The sequence below is a fragment of the Flavobacterium cheongpyeongense genome, assembly GCF_003202435.1.
Taxonomy (GTDB): Bacteria; Bacteroidota; Bacteroidia; order Flavobacteriales; family Flavobacteriaceae; genus Flavobacterium; species Flavobacterium cheongpyeongense.
The window spans coordinates 58,227-75,857 of record NZ_QJHK01000001.1; the positions used below are offsets into that span (position 1 = coordinate 58,227).

At 34.4% G+C, this 17,631-nt stretch carries 13 protein-coding genes; 2 read left to right on the forward strand and 11 right to left on the reverse strand.

Going from position 1 to position 17,631, the window contains the following annotated elements:
• From DMB65_RS00330 to DMB65_RS00350, 5 genes are all read right to left on the reverse strand, one after another.
• The gene (locus DMB65_RS00330) at positions 1-2,238 is read right to left on the reverse strand and encodes a cation:proton antiporter domain-containing protein (RefSeq protein ID WP_110304690.1); all 2,238 of its coding nucleotides are present in this window, start codon (positions 2,236-2,238) and stop codon (positions 1-3) included.
• A gap of 161 nt (positions 2,239-2,399) precedes the next feature.
• A complete protein-coding gene (purB, locus tag DMB65_RS00335) occupies positions 2,400-3,746 on the reverse strand; it encodes an adenylosuccinate lyase (protein ID WP_110304691.1) in 1,347 nt (448 codons plus the stop codon).
• A gap of 79 nt (positions 3,747-3,825) precedes the next feature.
• The gene (locus DMB65_RS00340) at positions 3,826-4,518 is read right to left on the reverse strand and encodes a sterol desaturase family protein (protein WP_110304692.1); all 693 of its coding nucleotides are present in this window, start codon (positions 4,516-4,518) and stop codon (positions 3,826-3,828) included.
• Entirely contained in the window at positions 4,515-5,216 is a 702-nt protein-coding gene (locus DMB65_RS00345) for an SIR2 family NAD-dependent protein deacylase (RefSeq protein ID WP_110305038.1), read from the reverse strand. The genes DMB65_RS00340 and DMB65_RS00345 overlap by 4 nt, the downstream gene beginning before the upstream one ends.
• Before the next feature lie 15 nt (positions 5,217-5,231).
• Entirely contained in the window at positions 5,232-6,542 is a 1,311-nt protein-coding gene (locus DMB65_RS00350; protein ID WP_110304693.1) for a BNR repeat-containing protein, read from the reverse strand.
• 201 nt (positions 6,543-6,743) lie between these two features.
• Between DMB65_RS00350 and DMB65_RS00355 the strand changes: the two genes are divergently transcribed.
• Together DMB65_RS00355 and DMB65_RS00360 are read left to right on the forward strand one after the other, a co-directional pair.
• Positions 6,744-7,379, forward strand: a complete 636-nt coding sequence (locus DMB65_RS00355; protein WP_110304694.1) for a hypothetical protein — start codon at positions 6,744-6,746, stop codon at positions 7,377-7,379.
• Complete coding sequence (locus tag DMB65_RS00360) at positions 7,372-8,028, forward strand: TrmH family RNA methyltransferase (RefSeq protein ID WP_110304695.1); 657 nt, start codon at positions 7,372-7,374, stop codon at positions 8,026-8,028. The genes DMB65_RS00355 and DMB65_RS00360 overlap by 8 nt, the downstream gene beginning before the upstream one ends.
• Here the strand turns inward: DMB65_RS00360 and DMB65_RS00365 are convergent.
• The 6 genes from DMB65_RS00365 to secA all read right to left on the reverse strand — a co-directional run bounded on the left by DMB65_RS00365 (position 8,025) and on the right by secA (position 17,561).
• Positions 8,025-8,753: an LVIVD repeat-containing protein gene (locus DMB65_RS00365; protein WP_110304696.1), complete on the reverse strand. Its 729-nt coding sequence runs from the start codon at positions 8,751-8,753 to the stop codon at positions 8,025-8,027. The genes DMB65_RS00360 and DMB65_RS00365 overlap by 4 nt on opposite strands.
• A 109-nt stretch (positions 8,754-8,862) precedes the next feature.
• Entirely contained in the window at positions 8,863-9,351 is a 489-nt protein-coding gene (locus DMB65_RS00370; RefSeq protein ID WP_110304697.1) for a hypothetical protein, read from the reverse strand.
• 307 nt (positions 9,352-9,658) lie between these two features.
• Positions 9,659-11,254, reverse strand: coding sequence for a PepSY-associated TM helix domain-containing protein (locus DMB65_RS00375; RefSeq protein WP_110304698.1), 1,596 nt, complete (start codon positions 11,252-11,254; stop codon positions 9,659-9,661).
• Positions 11,255-11,347: 93 nt separating this feature from the next.
• A complete protein-coding gene (locus DMB65_RS00380; protein WP_110304699.1) occupies positions 11,348-13,507 on the reverse strand; it encodes a TonB-dependent receptor in 2,160 nt (719 codons plus the stop codon).
• A gap of 92 nt (positions 13,508-13,599) precedes the next feature.
• Positions 13,600-13,977 (reverse strand): hypothetical protein, encoded by a 378-nt coding sequence (locus DMB65_RS00385; RefSeq protein ID WP_230470565.1) that lies wholly within the window; start codon positions 13,975-13,977, stop codon positions 13,600-13,602.
• Between the two features lie 242 nt (positions 13,978-14,219).
• Positions 14,220-17,561: a preprotein translocase subunit SecA gene (secA, locus tag DMB65_RS00390; RefSeq protein ID WP_110304701.1), complete on the reverse strand. Its 3,342-nt coding sequence runs from the start codon at positions 17,559-17,561 to the stop codon at positions 14,220-14,222.
• Positions 17,562-17,631: the final 70 nt, after the last annotated feature.

Sequence of the window (17,631 nt, forward strand, 5' to 3'; positions counted from 1 at the left end):
TTAGGCTTTCTTCATCAGTTCCGCCATTCTTTTTTTATCACCTACCACCCAGATAATATCATTTTTTTCTAATATGATATTCGATTCCGGATTTAAAACCCGATTGCCATTTCTTTCAATTCCCACAACCATTCCGTTGGTTTTGGTCCTAAATTGTCCAATGCTTTTTTGTACAAATTCGTCATTAAAAACTTCTAATTGTCTCAATACGATTTGGGACTCTTCGACTGCTTTCGCAACTTCAGTTTCATTCTGATTCAGGTATCGCGTAAACTCCGTAACCTGGGCATCAGTACCAATTACGCAGATTTCATCACCTGGAAATAAACGTTCGTTTTTTGTTGGAATCGGAATGGTGATTTCTCCACGCCTTATATATGCGATATTGATTCCCATTTGCTCACGGATACGTAGTTCTTCTAATGTTTTTCCGGCTAAATTCGATTCTCTTCCAATATCGAAAAAAGACATGTGTCCATCCCAAGGCATCAAATTAGCATAACGTCTGTCAATTTTTTTGTTTTCACGATCGTTTAAATTCTTTAGAAAGTGATTTTCAATTTTATGATATTGTTCGTTCAGTTTTTTAGGGAATATCTGATATGCAATAATAGCAATGATCAGCGCAATAAAAGCAACTACAGGAGAGAAGAATATATTTAATAAAAAACCAATAAAAAATAAACCTAGGCTCATTCTGATTAATATTAGCATTAACAATGCGCCACGATATTTACGTTCTTCCCATAACAATTCGACTTCTTCAACAGCGACACGCCGCAATGAAAGTGCCCATAAAAAAGGAGCAATTATAACTAACGTAATTAATACAGCCAATGTATTGCCAAATCTAGTATCAGCGACTAAAGGAGCCACATATTTTGAAGACAATAAGATAATTGCGGCTATTATAATGGTATGTAGTACAATTTGAAGAATATAGGCATTTAGTACTTTTTGCCAGGTACTGACAGCTTTTATTGCTTGTGCATTTACACTGTAACGGTTGATGTTTTTAACCCATTTTTTTGGCAATTTACTTTCCAGAAAATCAGAAAAAGGAACCGCATATTTTACCATAAACGGTGTTGTAAAAGTCGTTACGGCCGAAACTGCTACAACAACCGGATATAAAAAGGAACTTGTTACATTGAGTGTCATTCCTAATGTGGCAATGATAAACGAAAATTCGCCAATTTGTGACAAACTCATGCCGGTCTGAACAGATTGTTTGAGGGGCTGTCCGGCTATTAACGCACCAATAGTAGAACTTACGGATTGTCCAATAATAGTTAAAAAGGTCAGGAGCGCTACTGGTAAGGCATATTCATAAAGTGTTGTTGGATCAATCAGCATTCCAACCGAGACAAAAAAGACGGCACCAAATAAATTTTTTATAGGTTTTATTAAATGCTCTATGTGTTCAGCCTGGGTAGTTTCTGCAATAATAGAACCCATTATGAAAGCGCCCAAGGCTGGAGAAAAACCAACATTGGCAGCAAAACTGACCATAGTCAGACAAAGGGCAAGTGATATGATCAAAAGCATTTCGTCTGTTAATAAATGTTTTGCTTTCTTGAGGAGTGTAGGTATAAAAAAGATTCCTCCTACGAACCATACGGTAAGGAAAAAACACAATTTTAAAACAGACATCAGTAATTCGCTGCCCGAAAATTGCTGGCTCACTGCTATTGTGGATAATAATACCATCATTAAAATAGCGACAATATCCTGAACAATCAATGATCCGATCACGATTCCGGCAAATTTTTGGGCTTTTACGCCCAATTCGTCAAAAGTTTTCAGAATAATAGTAGTAGAAGATATTGATAAAATGACGCCCAGAAAAATACTGTCCATTTTGGACCATGACATCCACTGACCGGCAAAATATCCAATGATGATCATGGTTGCTATTTGCGTGATAGCTGTTATTGAGGCTGTTCCGCCTACTTTCATCAGTTTTTTAAAACTAAATTCAAGACCAAGACTAAAGAGTAAAATAATCACACCAATTTCTGCCCAGACTTCAACGCTTTTGATGTCTGTTATAGATGGGAAAAAGTCAAAATGGTTTCCTGCTAAAAATCCTGCGATCAGGTATCCTAAAACCAAAGGCTGCTTCATTTTTTTAAATAGTAAAACAGCAACGCCTGCAGTCATCAGAATTAATCCAAGATCGCTTATTAAAGGTTCTAAATGGTGGGTTGTTTCGGCAGCGGCATTTAAGGCAATCATAAAAAGTTTAAATTTAATGGGATAATCCAGCTTTTTTTAAATACAAAAACTTGATTTATAATAAGTCAATTTTGTGTCAACTTATTTCAGGACGATATTATCCAATAAAAAAGCTATCCTGATAAAGATAGCTTTTTTTGACAAAATATTTCAGATATTCTTTAAATTCCTGTGTAATTTGCAGGGGTTATCTGCATCAATTCTCCTCTGACAGCATCAGAAACTTCTAAAGTGGCAATAAAATTATGAATTGCATTTTTATCAATTGCTTCATTAGTTCTGGTCAATCCTTTCAAAGCTTCGTATGGATTTGGATATGCTTCACGACGCAAAATAGTCTGAATAGCTTCTGCCACTACAGCCCAGTTTTTCTCTAAGTCTTCGGCAAATTTACTTTCGTTTAAAAGTAATTTGTTCAAACCTTTCAAAGTAGCTTCAAAAGCAATAATGGTGTGCCCGACAGGAACTCCAATATTTCTTAAAACCGTGCTGTCAGTTAAATCACGCTGTAATCTTGAGATTGGCAGTTTAGCTGCTAAATGCTCAAAAATCGCATTGGCAATTCCTAAATTTCCTTCTGAGTTTTCAAAATCAATTGGGTTTACTTTATGAGGCATTGCCGAAGATCCAATTTCGCCTGCTTTGATCTTTTGCTTGAAATAATCCATCGAAACATACGTCCAGATATCACGGTCTAAATTGATAATGATATTATTGATTCGCTTTAAAGCGTCAAAAAAAGCAGCAAAATGATCGTAGTGCTCGATTTGAGTTGTTGGAAATGAATGCTGCAAGCCTAATCCGGTTTCAACAAATTTAGTTCCAAACTGTTTCCAGTCAATTTGTGGATACGCTACATGATGCGCATTGAAATTTCCTGTTGCACCACCAAATTTACCTGCAAACGGAATGTTGAACAACAAACGCATCTGCTCTTCAAGACGTTCTACAAAAACCAGGATTTCTTTTCCTAAACGGGTAGGAGAGGCCGGCTGTCCGTGTGTGCGGGCCAGCATCGGAATATCCTTCCATTCAACACTTAATTCTTTCAATTTAGAAATCAAAGAAATTAAAGAAGGCATGTAAACCTTTTCAAAAGCTTCTTTTGTAGAAAGCGGAATAGCAGTATTGTTAATATCCTGAGAGGTTAACCCGAAATGAATGAACTCTTTGTATTGTGACAAACCTAATTTTTCAAAAGCATCTTTAATGAAGTATTCTACCGCTTTTACATCGTGGTTGGTTACTTTTTCTGTTTCTTTAATCCAAAGCGCATCTTCAGTAGAGAAATTCTTGTAGATATTACGAAGGCTTTCAAACAGTTCTGAATTTACGCCTTTTAATTGTGGTAAAGGAATTTCGCACAAAGCTATAAAGTACTCAACTTCAACTAATACACGATATTTTATTAAAGCTTCTTCAGAGAAGTAAGGCGCTAAATTTTGGGTTTTACTTCTATATCTTCCGTCAATTGGGGATATAGCATTCAATTCGTTTAGAGTAGTCATCGTTATGTTGTTTTTTCGAAAGGTGCAAATATACGGTATTGTTAAAACTTCTGAAAATTACTGAAGCTATATTATGGGTTTAAATGATGGTTTTGAAAATTTTATCCCAAATTGTAAAGTAAAATCCATAATTACGGGATTCATTTTTATGATGATCGTTATGGAATTTTGTAGTCGAAATCCATTTTGTAAAATGGTTTTGATACCAGAAGTCAGGGAAAATGTCTTTTTTCAGATGTCCCAATATTCCGTATGACAAATTTAAAACGAGATAAATAAGGATGCTTAAATAGTTAAACTTTAAAATCGTAATTAAAAGCAGCCAGATAAAACCAAACCCCAAAGTTTCTATAGGATGAAGTACATACAAACTATAGACATTGGTTTCAACATGAGTATGATGAAGCCGGTGAATAGGGTTGAACCATTTTAAGCGATGGACCAGAACATGAAAAAAGAACATGAAAAAGTCCATTAGTAAAACCAGTAAAAGGGTATCAAAAATGATAAGTTGTACTGATCCTGAAAAATCTATTTTAACCATGCCTGTATTGTATAATTCAAAACCTGCAATAGTTATAAACGTATTGCAAATCAGAGTAGACAAAACCCATTTGTAATCAGTTCTTTTCAGTAGTGTATTTTCAAGCTCAATTGCTTTTCCAATTAAAACCGAAATATAGACTAAAGCTAAGTTTTCAATTAAAAAGAAAAGAGAAAGATATAACAGATTTAATTCGGATAATTGATCGAGCCAACTTTCAAAAATCATTTTTCTTTTTCTAAATTAGATAGCCTTTCTCTTAAATCTGCTACGCCCTCAGAAGCAAATTTGGCAATCGTTTCTACTTTGTTTTGAATATTCGGAATGGCAATTGGTTTTGGATCAATATAAAAAACCGGCGTAATACTATAGGTATAACTTATCAATCCTGCAGCAGGATAGACTTGTAATGAAGTACCGATTACGGCAAAATAATCTGCTTCTTCCACAATCTTGATGGCTTCTTCGAGAGCAGGTACTTCTTCGCCAAACCAAACAATATGTGGTCGCAGCTGATGTCCGTTTTCATCAAAATCTCCGGTGAACAAATCTTCAGTCCAATTTAAAATCAGGTTTTTGTTTTGAACACTTCTTACTTTTAGCAATTCACCATGCAGATGCAGGACTTTTGTACTTCCGGCGCGTTCGTGCAAATCATCCACATTCTGTGTAATAATATGTACATCGAAATCTTTTTCTAATTCGGCTAAAATTTTGTGACCTAAATTGGGTTCAACTTCTTTAAGCTGTTGGCGCCTTTTGTTGTAAAAATCCAAAACCAGTTCCTGATTTTTACGCCAGCCTTCGGGAGTTGCAACTTCCATAACATCATGACCTTCCCATAAACCATCGCTGTCACGAAAAGTTTTAATACCGCTTTCGGCACTAATGCCTGCTCCGGTCAGGACTACTAATTTCCTTTTTATTTTTTGCATTCTAAATTATTTTGGTAATTGATTTACTTCTAATACCCGCACCATTGTTGGTTCTGATTTTGCGAGACCTTCGCCATCAACCTGATTTACATTTTGAAGAAAGATATGAAGTTTTTTTTGCTTTTCCCAAAGCGAAATATCATAATTGGGTTCCCATTCGCCTATTGAGGTTGTGGTTAAATCGGTTACTTTCCAATTGCTTTTCGTATCTAAATTTGTGTAAGCCATTGAGACGCTGTTTTCTCTTTCACTGTCTCTGAAAAGCAGGTACAAATAACGATTGTTTTCTTGTTCTTTAATCAACACATCCGGTCTGGAAATCGGAATTTTTTTGGTACCTCCGCCACCAAGAGAGAAAGGTGCTTTTCTGAAAGCCGTATTTGTTTTTTTCCAGACACCGTTTTCTAAGTAAACAATCTGAAATTGTGGAATATCATTTTCACTCCAGTAGCTCGCTATATATGGATTTCCTTTATCGTCTGTTGTCATTGATGTTTGGTTGATTAAACCCGATTTTTGCGGAATCTTCCAGGCGTATTCTGCGAAAGCTGCTGTTATGGGCAAAGTATATTTTTCTCCATTTGATTTTTCCCAGCTTAAACCGCCATCATCAGAACGGGCATAGCATATATCATGATTGGTAGAAACATCCCAGCTTTCTCTCCATACCCAGGAAAGATGAATTACACCATTTTTATCAACTTTGGCTTGCCAGTAGGCACTTCTTTGATCTTCGCCATTTAATAAATTGCTTTGCAACTGAGACCATTTTTTGTCTTTTGTACTATAAGAATTGATAATCATATTGCCTCTTCCGGAAGAGCCTGAGCGATAAAAAAACAATAAGTTTCCGTTTGGCAGATTGTAAAATTCAGGATAAGTTACTTTATATTCAGCAATTCCGGTCATGGAGTCTTCGTTGCCTAAATCTAAACTTAATGGAGATTTGCTTTTTGCGTATCGGAGTTTGGTATCATGATGATCCCAGCTTACATGTAAATAACCATCGCCATCTACAGCAATGCTAATACTGTTGTGGGCATCTTTTACATTTCCTGAGTAAGGTGTTTTTACGATGTCCCAATGGGGAGTTTTTAACTTTCGTTTGCCTAAAACCAGGGAGCCACCGGCATCATAGTAGGCTATAAATTGAATGTCTTTAAAAGTGGTTAAAGCGTTTTTTCTAAATTTAACGGTATTAACAGAATTATTGCTCCATCCGGGGCTAACAGGGATTTCGATATTCTGTTTTGTTGCACAGCTAATCAATATTAACGAAAAGGCACAAAAAAAGCTTTTGTAAAAATGTTTCTGCATTAAGATTTTTTTTATGAAGAAGTTAGTAAAAGTAAAAATAACCGATTTTAGGAATAATACTAATTGAACCATACCAGTTTTTAGTTTTGTAAAGTTTGTTGTTTTTTTTCCGTAAGATTATTTATTATGTCTATTCATTTATGGCAAATAACAAAAAGTTCAAGTAAATACTTATTTTAGCAATCTTAAATTACGATAAAATTGACGGAAGAACTACAAATAAAAATTAAAAGAAGCTTTTTAGATAATTATAAAAGAAATTTACATCTCCATCCTGATTTTATTAGCTTTGAAGAGAACGATTCTGCTAGAAACAGTATTACCTCTTTTACAACAAATGAAATTAAAGAGTTTCGATACGGTGTGGTTTTGTATCAATATGATATTGTTTTTGGACGCGAATTTCAACTTTATATTAGAAATTTCGATAATGAAATATTGAAGATTAATTTTAAAAGTTATTTCGGAATAAAAAAACATGAATATCATGAACTCTACGCTAAAATAATTAACACGCTTTGGAATTTATATTTTAAACAAAAAGTTCATGCGTTTATTAAAGATTTTGAAGAAGGAAAATCTTTTTATATTGGAGATGTGAATGTTAATTCTGAAGGTGTAGTTATTTCAATTTCTAAACTTTTAAAACAAGAGAAAAAATTAATCCTTTGGAATGATGTTGGAATTAAAAAATATACGACATATATTTCCATTTATTCGTTGGAAAACTCGTTAGATTTTAATCGTGGTTATTCATATAAAGAGGATTGGAATACTTTTGTTTTATGGAATGTGATTGAAAATATTATTGCCAATAAAAATATTAATAATGATTGATTTAGATTACCTCGCTTTTCTTGAAAATATATTAACAGACAACCGCAAAGAGAGATTTTTGAATGTTCTGGCGAATCGTACCAAACATTTTACGATTGCCGTTGAAGATGTTTTTCAGATGCATAATACGAGTGCCGTAATGAGAAGCTGTGAGGTTTTTGGAATTCAGGAGCTGAATGTGATTGAGCAGCGTTACGGAAAAAAGATCGATAAGGAAATTGCCATGGGTGCTCAAAAATGGGTTGATATCAATCAATTTGATTCGGTTGCTACTTGTATTTCGACTTTAAAAAATCAGGGGTATCAAATTATTGCGACAACGCCTCATGAAAATGATTGTCTGTTGGAAGATTTTGATATTACAAGACCAAGTGCTTTGTTTTTTGGAACAGAAAGGGATGGATTATCTGAAGAAATTCTGCAAAAAGCAGATGGTTTTCTTAAAATTCCGATGGTTGGTTTTACCGAAAGTCTGAATATTTCGGTTTCGGCAGCGATCATCATTCAGAATTTAACCAACAGATTACGAAATTCAGATATTAATTGGCAATTGTCTGAAGAAGAAATTCTGGAAAAACGTTTGTCCTGGGCGAGAAATTCGATTAAAGATATTAAACGGATTGAAGCACGCTATTATGAGGAGCATTAGAAATGTATTTCGCTTAGTAATTTTACATCTTTTATGTTGTTGGAGTTTAATTCGTAATGATAAATTCCGTTATTGCCAATTGCAAATAGAGTATTATTTCTAATTATTACATCAAAACATTCTTTGTCTATCGAATGAACCAATACGGGTTCAGCAGGATTTTGAATATTAAATATTTTTATGACGTCGTCGCAAACCAATAAATAATCGGTATTAAAAAAGCCAATTCCTTTAGGGTGAGCTAATGTTCTGCTATGTATTAATTTTGGATTTTTAAGGTCTTTTGTGTCATAGACCTGTAAGACATTAATATTGTTTCCACAAAAAGTATTTGAATTAAGAGTTACAAAAGAATGAGTGTTGTTGGCTATTACCGGGTCGCAGGCAGTAAAATGCTGGACAGCTGATAATTTAGTAGGGTTCTCAGGATTTTTGATAGAATAAATAAACATTCCATTTCTGGATCCAACATATAGATTTTCACCATAAGAAAATAAGGTTTCAATATTAAAACCTATTGGAATTTCGTTAACTTTTACCGGTTTCTCTTTGTCGATTAAAGAAAAAACATTTAGTTTCATTTCATCCACACTATAAAGATAATTTCCTTTTATAGCAAAGACGGCAAGAGAACCACCCTGACCAATTTCTCCGCTTCCTGATGAATCCGAATCGGAGCAACCAATTAAAAATAAAATAGTTAATACAGATATAATTTTTCTCATTTTAAGTACTGGTTTAAAAATTAGCTATTTTGAATTTCAAAATAGAGGAGTGATAATAAATATGTAATGAATTGCTTAAAGATAGCTTAGAATAAATCTTGAAAATCTATTATTTAACTTTCCAGTCAATTATGATTTCATTTTCTTTATGATTACCTGAAAAACCATTTGGTGATTTTTTTTGCGGAAAGACATTTTTGTTCCTGTTTGTGATTTTAATTTTTTTTGTAGTAGCATTGTAGGTTAGCGCTACTAGATCTACAGCCTGATTGATGTAAATAATATCATCAATAATAGCCAGATCTGTTGCTCCTGGTACTTTTATAAATTGTAAAGGAACCGGATTTTTAGGATCTGAATAATCGTAAACATGAAATCCTTTATTTACATCATTAATAAACATTAAATCACCTTTTATATAAATTTTACCAGACTTTGTAATAGTTTGGGCATTCTCTAATACAATCGATTTTTCAAAAACGCTTCTTTGAACTAATACCGGTTTGTATTGATTCTCTTCCAAAGTTTCATTGTTTTCAAGACGTAAACAAGAAATAACACTGCAGGCAATTAATAGTAGAAGTAATGTTTTTTTCATGTGAATTATTTTAATAAAGATAATTAAAATGAATGGCTATCCATACATTTTAATTTTTATTAATGTTTTTTTAATGTTGATAATCAAATAGTAAAAATCAAAATAATTCGATTTTGTTCGTGGCTTTGAGATATAAAAAGTTCGATTATAAAAAAAGTTTATTTTTTTTTAATAAAAACACCTGCAACTTTTTTTAAATCACAGGTGTTTGTGTTTTTATCATCTTAAATTTTCAACTTTGATATTGAAAAACTTAGTCGAAAATAGGTAAAACAGAAAGAAACTTTTACGACTAGATTAAATGTTTTTACTTTTTCAAAAACAAAATAAATCCAAGAACGCTAACAATCAAAATAGTCAATGTAGCCAAAACCATTGTAAGATCCCGAATGTTTTTTCCTGCCCAATCCATGAATAAAAATTTGTGGAGGATGGCAAAAGAATACCCTTCAACTTTGTCTGCATTTTTGACAATAGCTGCCAGTCTTGAAGTCGAAGTTTCGATGAAATATGTTGTTTTTTCAGGAGTGTCATAGGCTAGTTTTACAACAGGCAGTCTTTTGTTGACAAAACCATATTCCCTGCTCTCAAAATCAGTTATGACTTTTGATTCTAATAATTTTGCATTTTCTAATGAAGTTTCAGGCTCTTCTGAACTTTCGGCCATTTCGCAACAAGCGGCCTTTGGAGCTCCGTCTGTAAAATAATAGGCTAAAAATTCGGCATATTTAAAGTCAATGTTGGGTGTGATTTTATTTGTCGTTGCATTGACGTAAACTACTTCTGATTTTTTGTCGTCTTTTTTATTCCATTTTGAATTGGAATCAGCTTTTGGTTTCTTGAATTTTCCTTGTTCCAATAATTGACAACGGAAATAGGTTGTGTCATTTAAAGTAATAAGACTTGCATTTTGAAAACGACTCCAGTCTAAATTCAGGGTATTATTGGCAACAGGAATTTCTTTAGTTTCAAAAGTGGGTTCATAAACCATTTGGGATAACGTATAAGGAACCCATTTTGTGGTAGCATGATATCCACCGCTAAAAGCAAATGTTAATGTAAAAAGAGCAACCCAGATCCCAATTTGGCGATGGTATTTTCTAAGCCCTTTTTTAGGAGTTAAACTATCCGTTTTTTTGAATTGTTTCCAAAGTAAACCATAAATCAGAAGACCGCTCAGGGCAGAAAATCCAATTATGGACAGGAGTAAGATCATGGTAATAATACGGATGCTGTTGTTGGAAATAGCATCTATAAATGACCAGTTATGAAATACATCAAAAAACCAAATGAACCATTGTCTGGAAGCCGGATTGAAAGTAGCCAGTTTGCCTGATGAGGTTTCTACGTAAACTTCCATCGTATCCGGGCGGTCAAAAGTGAATTTGTAAACAGGTAAATAACGGTTTACATATTTATATTGAGAAGTGAATTCGGTTACGATTTCGCTCTTTTTAACAGTGCTTTTTTGATCATCCAGAAAATATCTTGAAAGCCATTCGGCATATTTTTGATCTCCATTTTCGATTTTTTTTGCATTTGAAGTATCAAAATACAGTAAATCACCGGAAATCATTTTTACCTGATAATAAGTGCTGTTGTTGAATTGAACGATCCGGAAATTTTTGAAATCCTTGATAAAATTTTGCTTCAGTACTTCCTGAATAGAAAATTTCAGTTGATTTTTAGGAATGATTTGCTGTTCGATTTTATCATGTGCGATTTCGGGTTTGAAAAAATGCGCCATAAACGGATGCATCAAACCGGATAATGTCCAGAAGATAACAGGGATAATGGTGATTAAACCAATTACACGATGCCATTGGTACATGTGCTGTTTGATTTTTTTTATGAATTTCGAATCTTTCTTTTTAGATTTTTTGGCTGTTATTTCTTTGTTCATTGTTCCGTTTTTTAGCCCCGATCGAAGCGATATCCTTTTGTGGCGGGGTTCGCCACAAAAGATATAGCGTAGAGCGGGATTAGCTTCTAATACTTATTTTTTTAGTGAAAAATGATATTGTATTCCGAATACAAATGTTCTTGGTGCTGCTGCTGTATAAGTTGGCTGCGCCCCTGTTGTGTTTGCTCTCGAAACGTTATAAGCGTATAATTTATCGGTTAGGTTCATGACATTTCCGTAGATTTCAATTTTTTTCCATTGGTACCCAATTCTGGCATTGAATAAATTGTAACCATCATATTTTACGGTATTAATCTGATCCTGATAGTAACTGCCTACATGTTGCCATTCGATAGAAGTTCTGAAGTTGGGAAGCCAGTCTGGGTAATAACTTATTTCTGAATTTCCAGACCATCTTGGCGCTGCAGGCATTTCTTTTCCGTTTAAATTCTGAATCGGATCAGATGGTTTGTCTGAAAGTTTAAAGTCAATATAGTTATGTTGTGCATAAGTTCCGCCAAGACGTAAATTAAACTCTTTTGAAGGGCGGTAGGATACTCCAAATTCAATTCCTTTATGACGGGTTTCTCCTGCCGAGCGATAATCAGTAGAATTATCCGGAAGTTTGATGTTTAATAACTCATTTTTTCCTTCCATATAATAGAAAGCATAATCAAAATTTAATTTATTCTGAAGGAAAGAAAGCCATCCGCCCACTTCGTAGTTATTGAAAGTTGCAGGTTCGAGATTATAATAAAAGTCAGCTGGTACGCCTGTTGTTCCTCCAGTGCCAGGTTTTGTTCTGAAGATAGAAGTGATTCCCGGAGGTGCAAATCCTTGTGAATAATTGCCATAAAGACCTGCAAATTCAAACGGATTGTAATTGGCTCCGGCTTTAAAAGTCATTTTATCATAAACTTTGCTTCCGGTAGAATTGTCTAAAGTGTTTTCGTAATCCACTTTCATGTTGTCGTAACGGCTACCAACCGTGATAACTAATTTTTCAAATAGATTAAAACTCAATTGTGCATAACCAGCTGTGTTAAAAATATCTGCTGAATAATCTGCTAATTTTGAGTCCGGATGTTCTGCGATAATTTCATAAGAATTTACGGTTTGTTTTCCGGTTTCTCCTGGATTTAGATTGGCTTTTAGATCAATTACATAAGACCAATACGTTACGGGAGAATAATCATATAATGCTCCGGCAACCAGTTTGGCATTTAAGAAATTAAATTTTTGAGTATGTTGTCCGATAGCACCGTAACTTTTAAAATTATTCGAATTGATTTCACCTTTTGCAGTTGTAGGATTTACAGTCTGGCTCCATTTGATTCCGTATGAAGGATTTTGACCTAATTTGTTGTCACGCAGATATCCTGTTATATAACTGCTTGAATTGCCGTTCCAATCGTGTTCTAAAGTTAATCGTGTTCGTAAAGCATCAGATTTTCTATAGGTAAAATCGGTTGTGCTTTTGTAAGTTCTATTGTTAAAAGCTTCTTCATTGACACTTCCGCTCATGTCCGAATAATATTTTCCGTACATCGTATTGCTGATCAATCGGGTAGAAGGAGAGATGTTATAATCAATTCTCGCATTCAGATTGTCTTTGTTGTAATCAGAATACGTCATCCAGCCATTTTCCTGCAAACTTGAAATTCCGGCAATATGAAAACCAACTTTTCCAACCGTTGCGCCACCCGCCGCCTGAAATCTTCTGTAACCATAATTGTCCGCCTGAACGCCAAATTTAAATTCAGGATTAACAGGCGGTTTTAGCGAAATTAAATTGATAGTTCCACCCACAGCTTCCGGGCCATATAAAGAAGAAACCGGACCTTTAACGACTTCAATGCTTTGAAGATTAAACTGATTGATTTCTAATAAAGCGTTGTGATTGAAGATTCCCATCGGGCGAATTGGCAATCCGTCTTCCAGATATAAATAATAGGCATTGGTGGTCATAGGCTGGCGAACCGACATCATGTGCTGTTCGTTTCCTAAATTGACCATTAAAACCCCAGGTGTTTTGTTTATGATTTCATAAACGGCTGTAGCTTTGGTTTCGTTTATTGTTTTTGCCGTTAATTTGCTAATGGCAACAGGCGTTTCTTTACGTAAAGTAGCAGTACGATTGGCAGTTATAAAAACATTTTCGAGTTCCTGAGATTTTGTTGTGTCTTGTTTTACTTCGTTTTGTGCAAGAACACATTGCCCTATGATTAATAGGGTAAAGTATATTTTTTTCATTTTAAATTATATAAATTTTAAAAGTAACCTAATATTCTTTGGCTTTAAGCCAAGGAAAGACCTTTCAATTTGTATTGAAAAGAGACTAAAATTTATATAAAACAGGAAGGAGGGTGAAAAGTAGTATTTGAAACCGAGATTGGTTTATCATCACTAAAAGCAAAAATATTTGCTTTGGATTCAATTGAAGTTACTAATTTGAAATGTGTTGTATTTGAATTCTGAATGTAAACTACTTCTGCTTTTTCTTTCAGATTGTTTTGCATTCTTTTTTCGTTATCGGCGTATTTTTTTAAACTTTTTTGAAGCTCACAACGTCCGTTACAGCTATTAAAAACCATTTTTCGTTGTATACAGATGGTCTTCGAAATTTCTTCCTGATTTAATTTGAAGGAGGTATAAACGAAGAAACTGCCAAATGATGGCACTAAAAGCATACAGGAAAGAAATATGATGAGTAACTTTTTCAAGAGCTGTTTCTTTGTTTTCGATTGCAAAAATACATTTTTATTATTTTTAAATAGTATGATTTTTTGTCATTTTGCAAAAAAAATATCTCCAATTACAAAAGTAGCCGGAGATATTTTTCAGTGTTTAGTCGCAATCACAGTTTCCTGTTTGTATTGAAATTGTAACGCTAACTTGTATTTTAGTTTTCAGTCTCAGTTTTCAGTTTTTAGTGTAAACTGAGATTGTGACTGTAAATTGTAACTTATTTTACAAGAACCCATGTGCCATTGGCAATTAAAGTTTCAGCCTTTTTATATTTCATTGTTTCTGTTTTACCTGTAGCAACTTCCTGAACTGTTACAGTATCATTACGGTTGATTTTTGGCATGTCTCTAACAATCGTTTCTGTAACCTGACGTTGCTGGGTTTCTCCGGCTTCACGGTTGATGTCTTCGCTATTCGGAATTTCATCTTTGCTTAATTTGAAGTTTTCTTTTTGACGAACTTCTCTTGCTTCGTGAATTTCAGGAACGTTTTGAGCCGGTAAATCACCTTTGAATAAGAATGAAATTACTTCTTTATTTACGTTGTCCAACATTCCTCTAAATAAATTAAAAGCTTCTAATTTGTAAATAAGCAACGGATCTTTTTGTTCGTGAACAGCTAATTGAACAGATTGTTTCAATTCGTCCATTTTACGTAAATGTTTTTTCCAGGCCTCATCAACAATAGAAAGTGTGATGTTTTTCTCGAAATCAGCAATTAATTGCGCACCTTGGCTATCGTATGCTTTTTTCAGGTCTGTAACTACGTTCAATGTTTTGATTCCGTCAGTAAATGGAACTACAATGCGCTCGAAATGATTGTTTGGCTCTTCGTAAACTCCTTTTATGATTGGAAAAGCTTCTCTTGCACTACGTTCTGTTTTTTCAGTATAGAAAGCTAAAGTTTCTTTGTATATTTTTCCTGTGATTTCAATTTCTGTAGCTTTTATGAATTCAGCTTCTGTGATTGGAGATGTAATGGAGAAATAACGAATCAAGTCAAATTCGAAGTTTTTGAAATCGTTCGTTACTTTATTCTGGTCTACAATCAACTCACAGGTATCATAGAGCATATTAGCGATGTCCAGTTTCAAACGTTCACCAAATAATGCGTGACGGCGACGTTTGTAAACCACTTCACGTTGGGAGTTCATAACGTCATCATATTCTAATAAACGTTTACGAACACCAAAGTTGTTTTCTTCTACTTTTTTCTGAGCACGTTCGATAGATTTGGTCATCATAGAATGCTGAATCACTTCACCTTCCTGTAATCCCATTCTGTCCATTACTTTTGCTACTCTTTCAGAACCAAATAAACGCATTAAGTTATCTTCAAGAGAAACATAAAACTGAGAGCTACCCGGATCTCCCTGACGTCCTGCACGACCACGTAACTGTCTGTCTACACGACGGGAGTCGTGACGTTCTGTACCCACGATTGCTAAACCTCCGGCAGCTTTTACTTCTGGAGATAATTTAATATCGGTACCACGACCAGCCATGTTTGTGGCAATAGTTACAACACCGGCTTTACCTGCTTCTTCTACAATTTGCGCCTCTTGTTTGTGCATTTTAGCATTCAAAACGTTATGTGTAACGCCTCTCATTTTTAGCATTCGGCTTAATAATTCTGAAATCTCTACAGAAGTTGTTCCAATTAAAACGGGTCTTCCTGCTTTTGATAATTCAGTTACATCTTCAATTACAGCGTTGAATTTTTCACGTGTAGTTTTGTAGATATAATCTTCTTTGTCTTGTCTTGAAATCGGACGGTTGGTTGGGATTTCAACAACATCCAATTTATAAATCTGCCATAACTCTCCAGCTTCTGTAACAGCTGTACCAGTCATACCACCTAATTTGCTGTACATTCTAAAATAATTCTGTAATGTAACGGTTGCAAATGTTTGTGTAGCAGCTTCGATTTTTACATTTTCCTTTGCTTCGATCGCCTGGTGTAAACCGTCAGAATAACGACGGCCATCCATGATACGGCCAGTTTGCTCATCGACAATCATAATTTTGTTGTCCATGATCACATATTCTACATCTTTTTCGAAAAGAGCATATGCTTTTAAAAGCTGTGTAAGCGTATGGATACGTTCGCTTTTTACACCAAAGTCCTGAAATAATTTTTCTTTGGCTTCGGCTTCAGCGTCTTTATCTAATTTTTGTTTTTCAATAGCAGCAATTTCAGTTCCTATGTCCGGTAAAACGAAGAAATCAGAATCGGTATCTCCTGAAAGATATTTAATACCATTATCGGTCAATTCAACCTGATTGTTTTTTTCTTCAATTACAAAATACAAAGCTTCATCTACTTTGTGCATTTCGCGATTGTTATCCTGCATATATTGATTTTCGGTTTTTTGAAGTAATTGTTTAATTCCTTCTTCACTCAAAAATTTAATTAATGCTTTATTTTTAGGTAAACTTCTGTAAGCTCTTAGTAATAAGAATCCGCCTTCTTTAGTATTTCCTTCTTTGATTAATTTTTTAGCTTCTGCCAAGAAACCATTCGCTAACTGACGTTGTTGTGAAACTAAGTTTTCGATTTTTGGTTTCAATTCATTAAATTCATGACGATCTCCCTGCGGTACTGGTCCTGAAATAATAAGCGGTGTTCTGGCATCATCAATTAATACAGAATCGACCTCATCGACAATGGCGTAATTGTGTTTTCTTTGTACCAAATCGCTTGGCGAATGTGCCATATTATCTCTCAAATAGTCAAAACCAAATTCGTTGTTGGTTCCGTAAGTGATATCGGCATCGTATGCTTTTTTTCTTTGTTCTGTACTGGGCTGGTGATTATCAATACAATCAACTGTTAAACCGTGAAATTCGAATAAAGGTGCTTTCCAGGTGCTGTCACGTTTTGCCAGATAATCATTTACTGTTACTAAGTGAACTCCGTTTCCAGTTAAGGCATTTAAGTAAAGTGGCAGCGTAGCCACCAAAGTTTTACCTTCACCTGTTTGCATTTCGGCAACTTTACCTTCGTGCAAAACCATTCCCCCAATTAACTGAACATCATAATGAATCATGTCCCAGGTAATTTCTTTACCGGCGGCATTCCATTTGTTTGCCCAGATTGCTTTTTCACCTTCAATAGTAACGTATGTTTTTGTTGCAGAAAATTCTCTGTCTTTTGCAGTAGCTGTAACTTCAATAAATGAATTATCTTTAAATCGGCGTGCGGTTTCTTTAACAACAGAAAAAGCTTCAGGAAGAATCTCCATTAAAGTCTTTTCTGAGATTTCATAGGCTTCTTTTTCAAGAGCGTCAATAGCATCATAAAGATCTTCTCTTTTGTCGATGTCTTCAATTTTTTCAACTTCCGCTTTAAGCGAAGCAATTTTAGCATCTTTATCAGCTCTCGCTTCTTTGATTCTTTCCTTAAAAAATACGGTTCTGGCTCTCAATTCGTCGTGGGACAAATTCATTAAGCTGGTTTCGAATGTTTTAATTTTGTTTAAATACGGTTGTAAAGCTTTGACATCTTTTTGTGATTTATCACCTACAAAGACTTTAATAATACTGTTTATAAAACTCATGATTTATTGTATTTCTATTTTATGTAAATGTGTATTTGAACCAAAAAAAAAGCCTCGGTGATGAGACTTT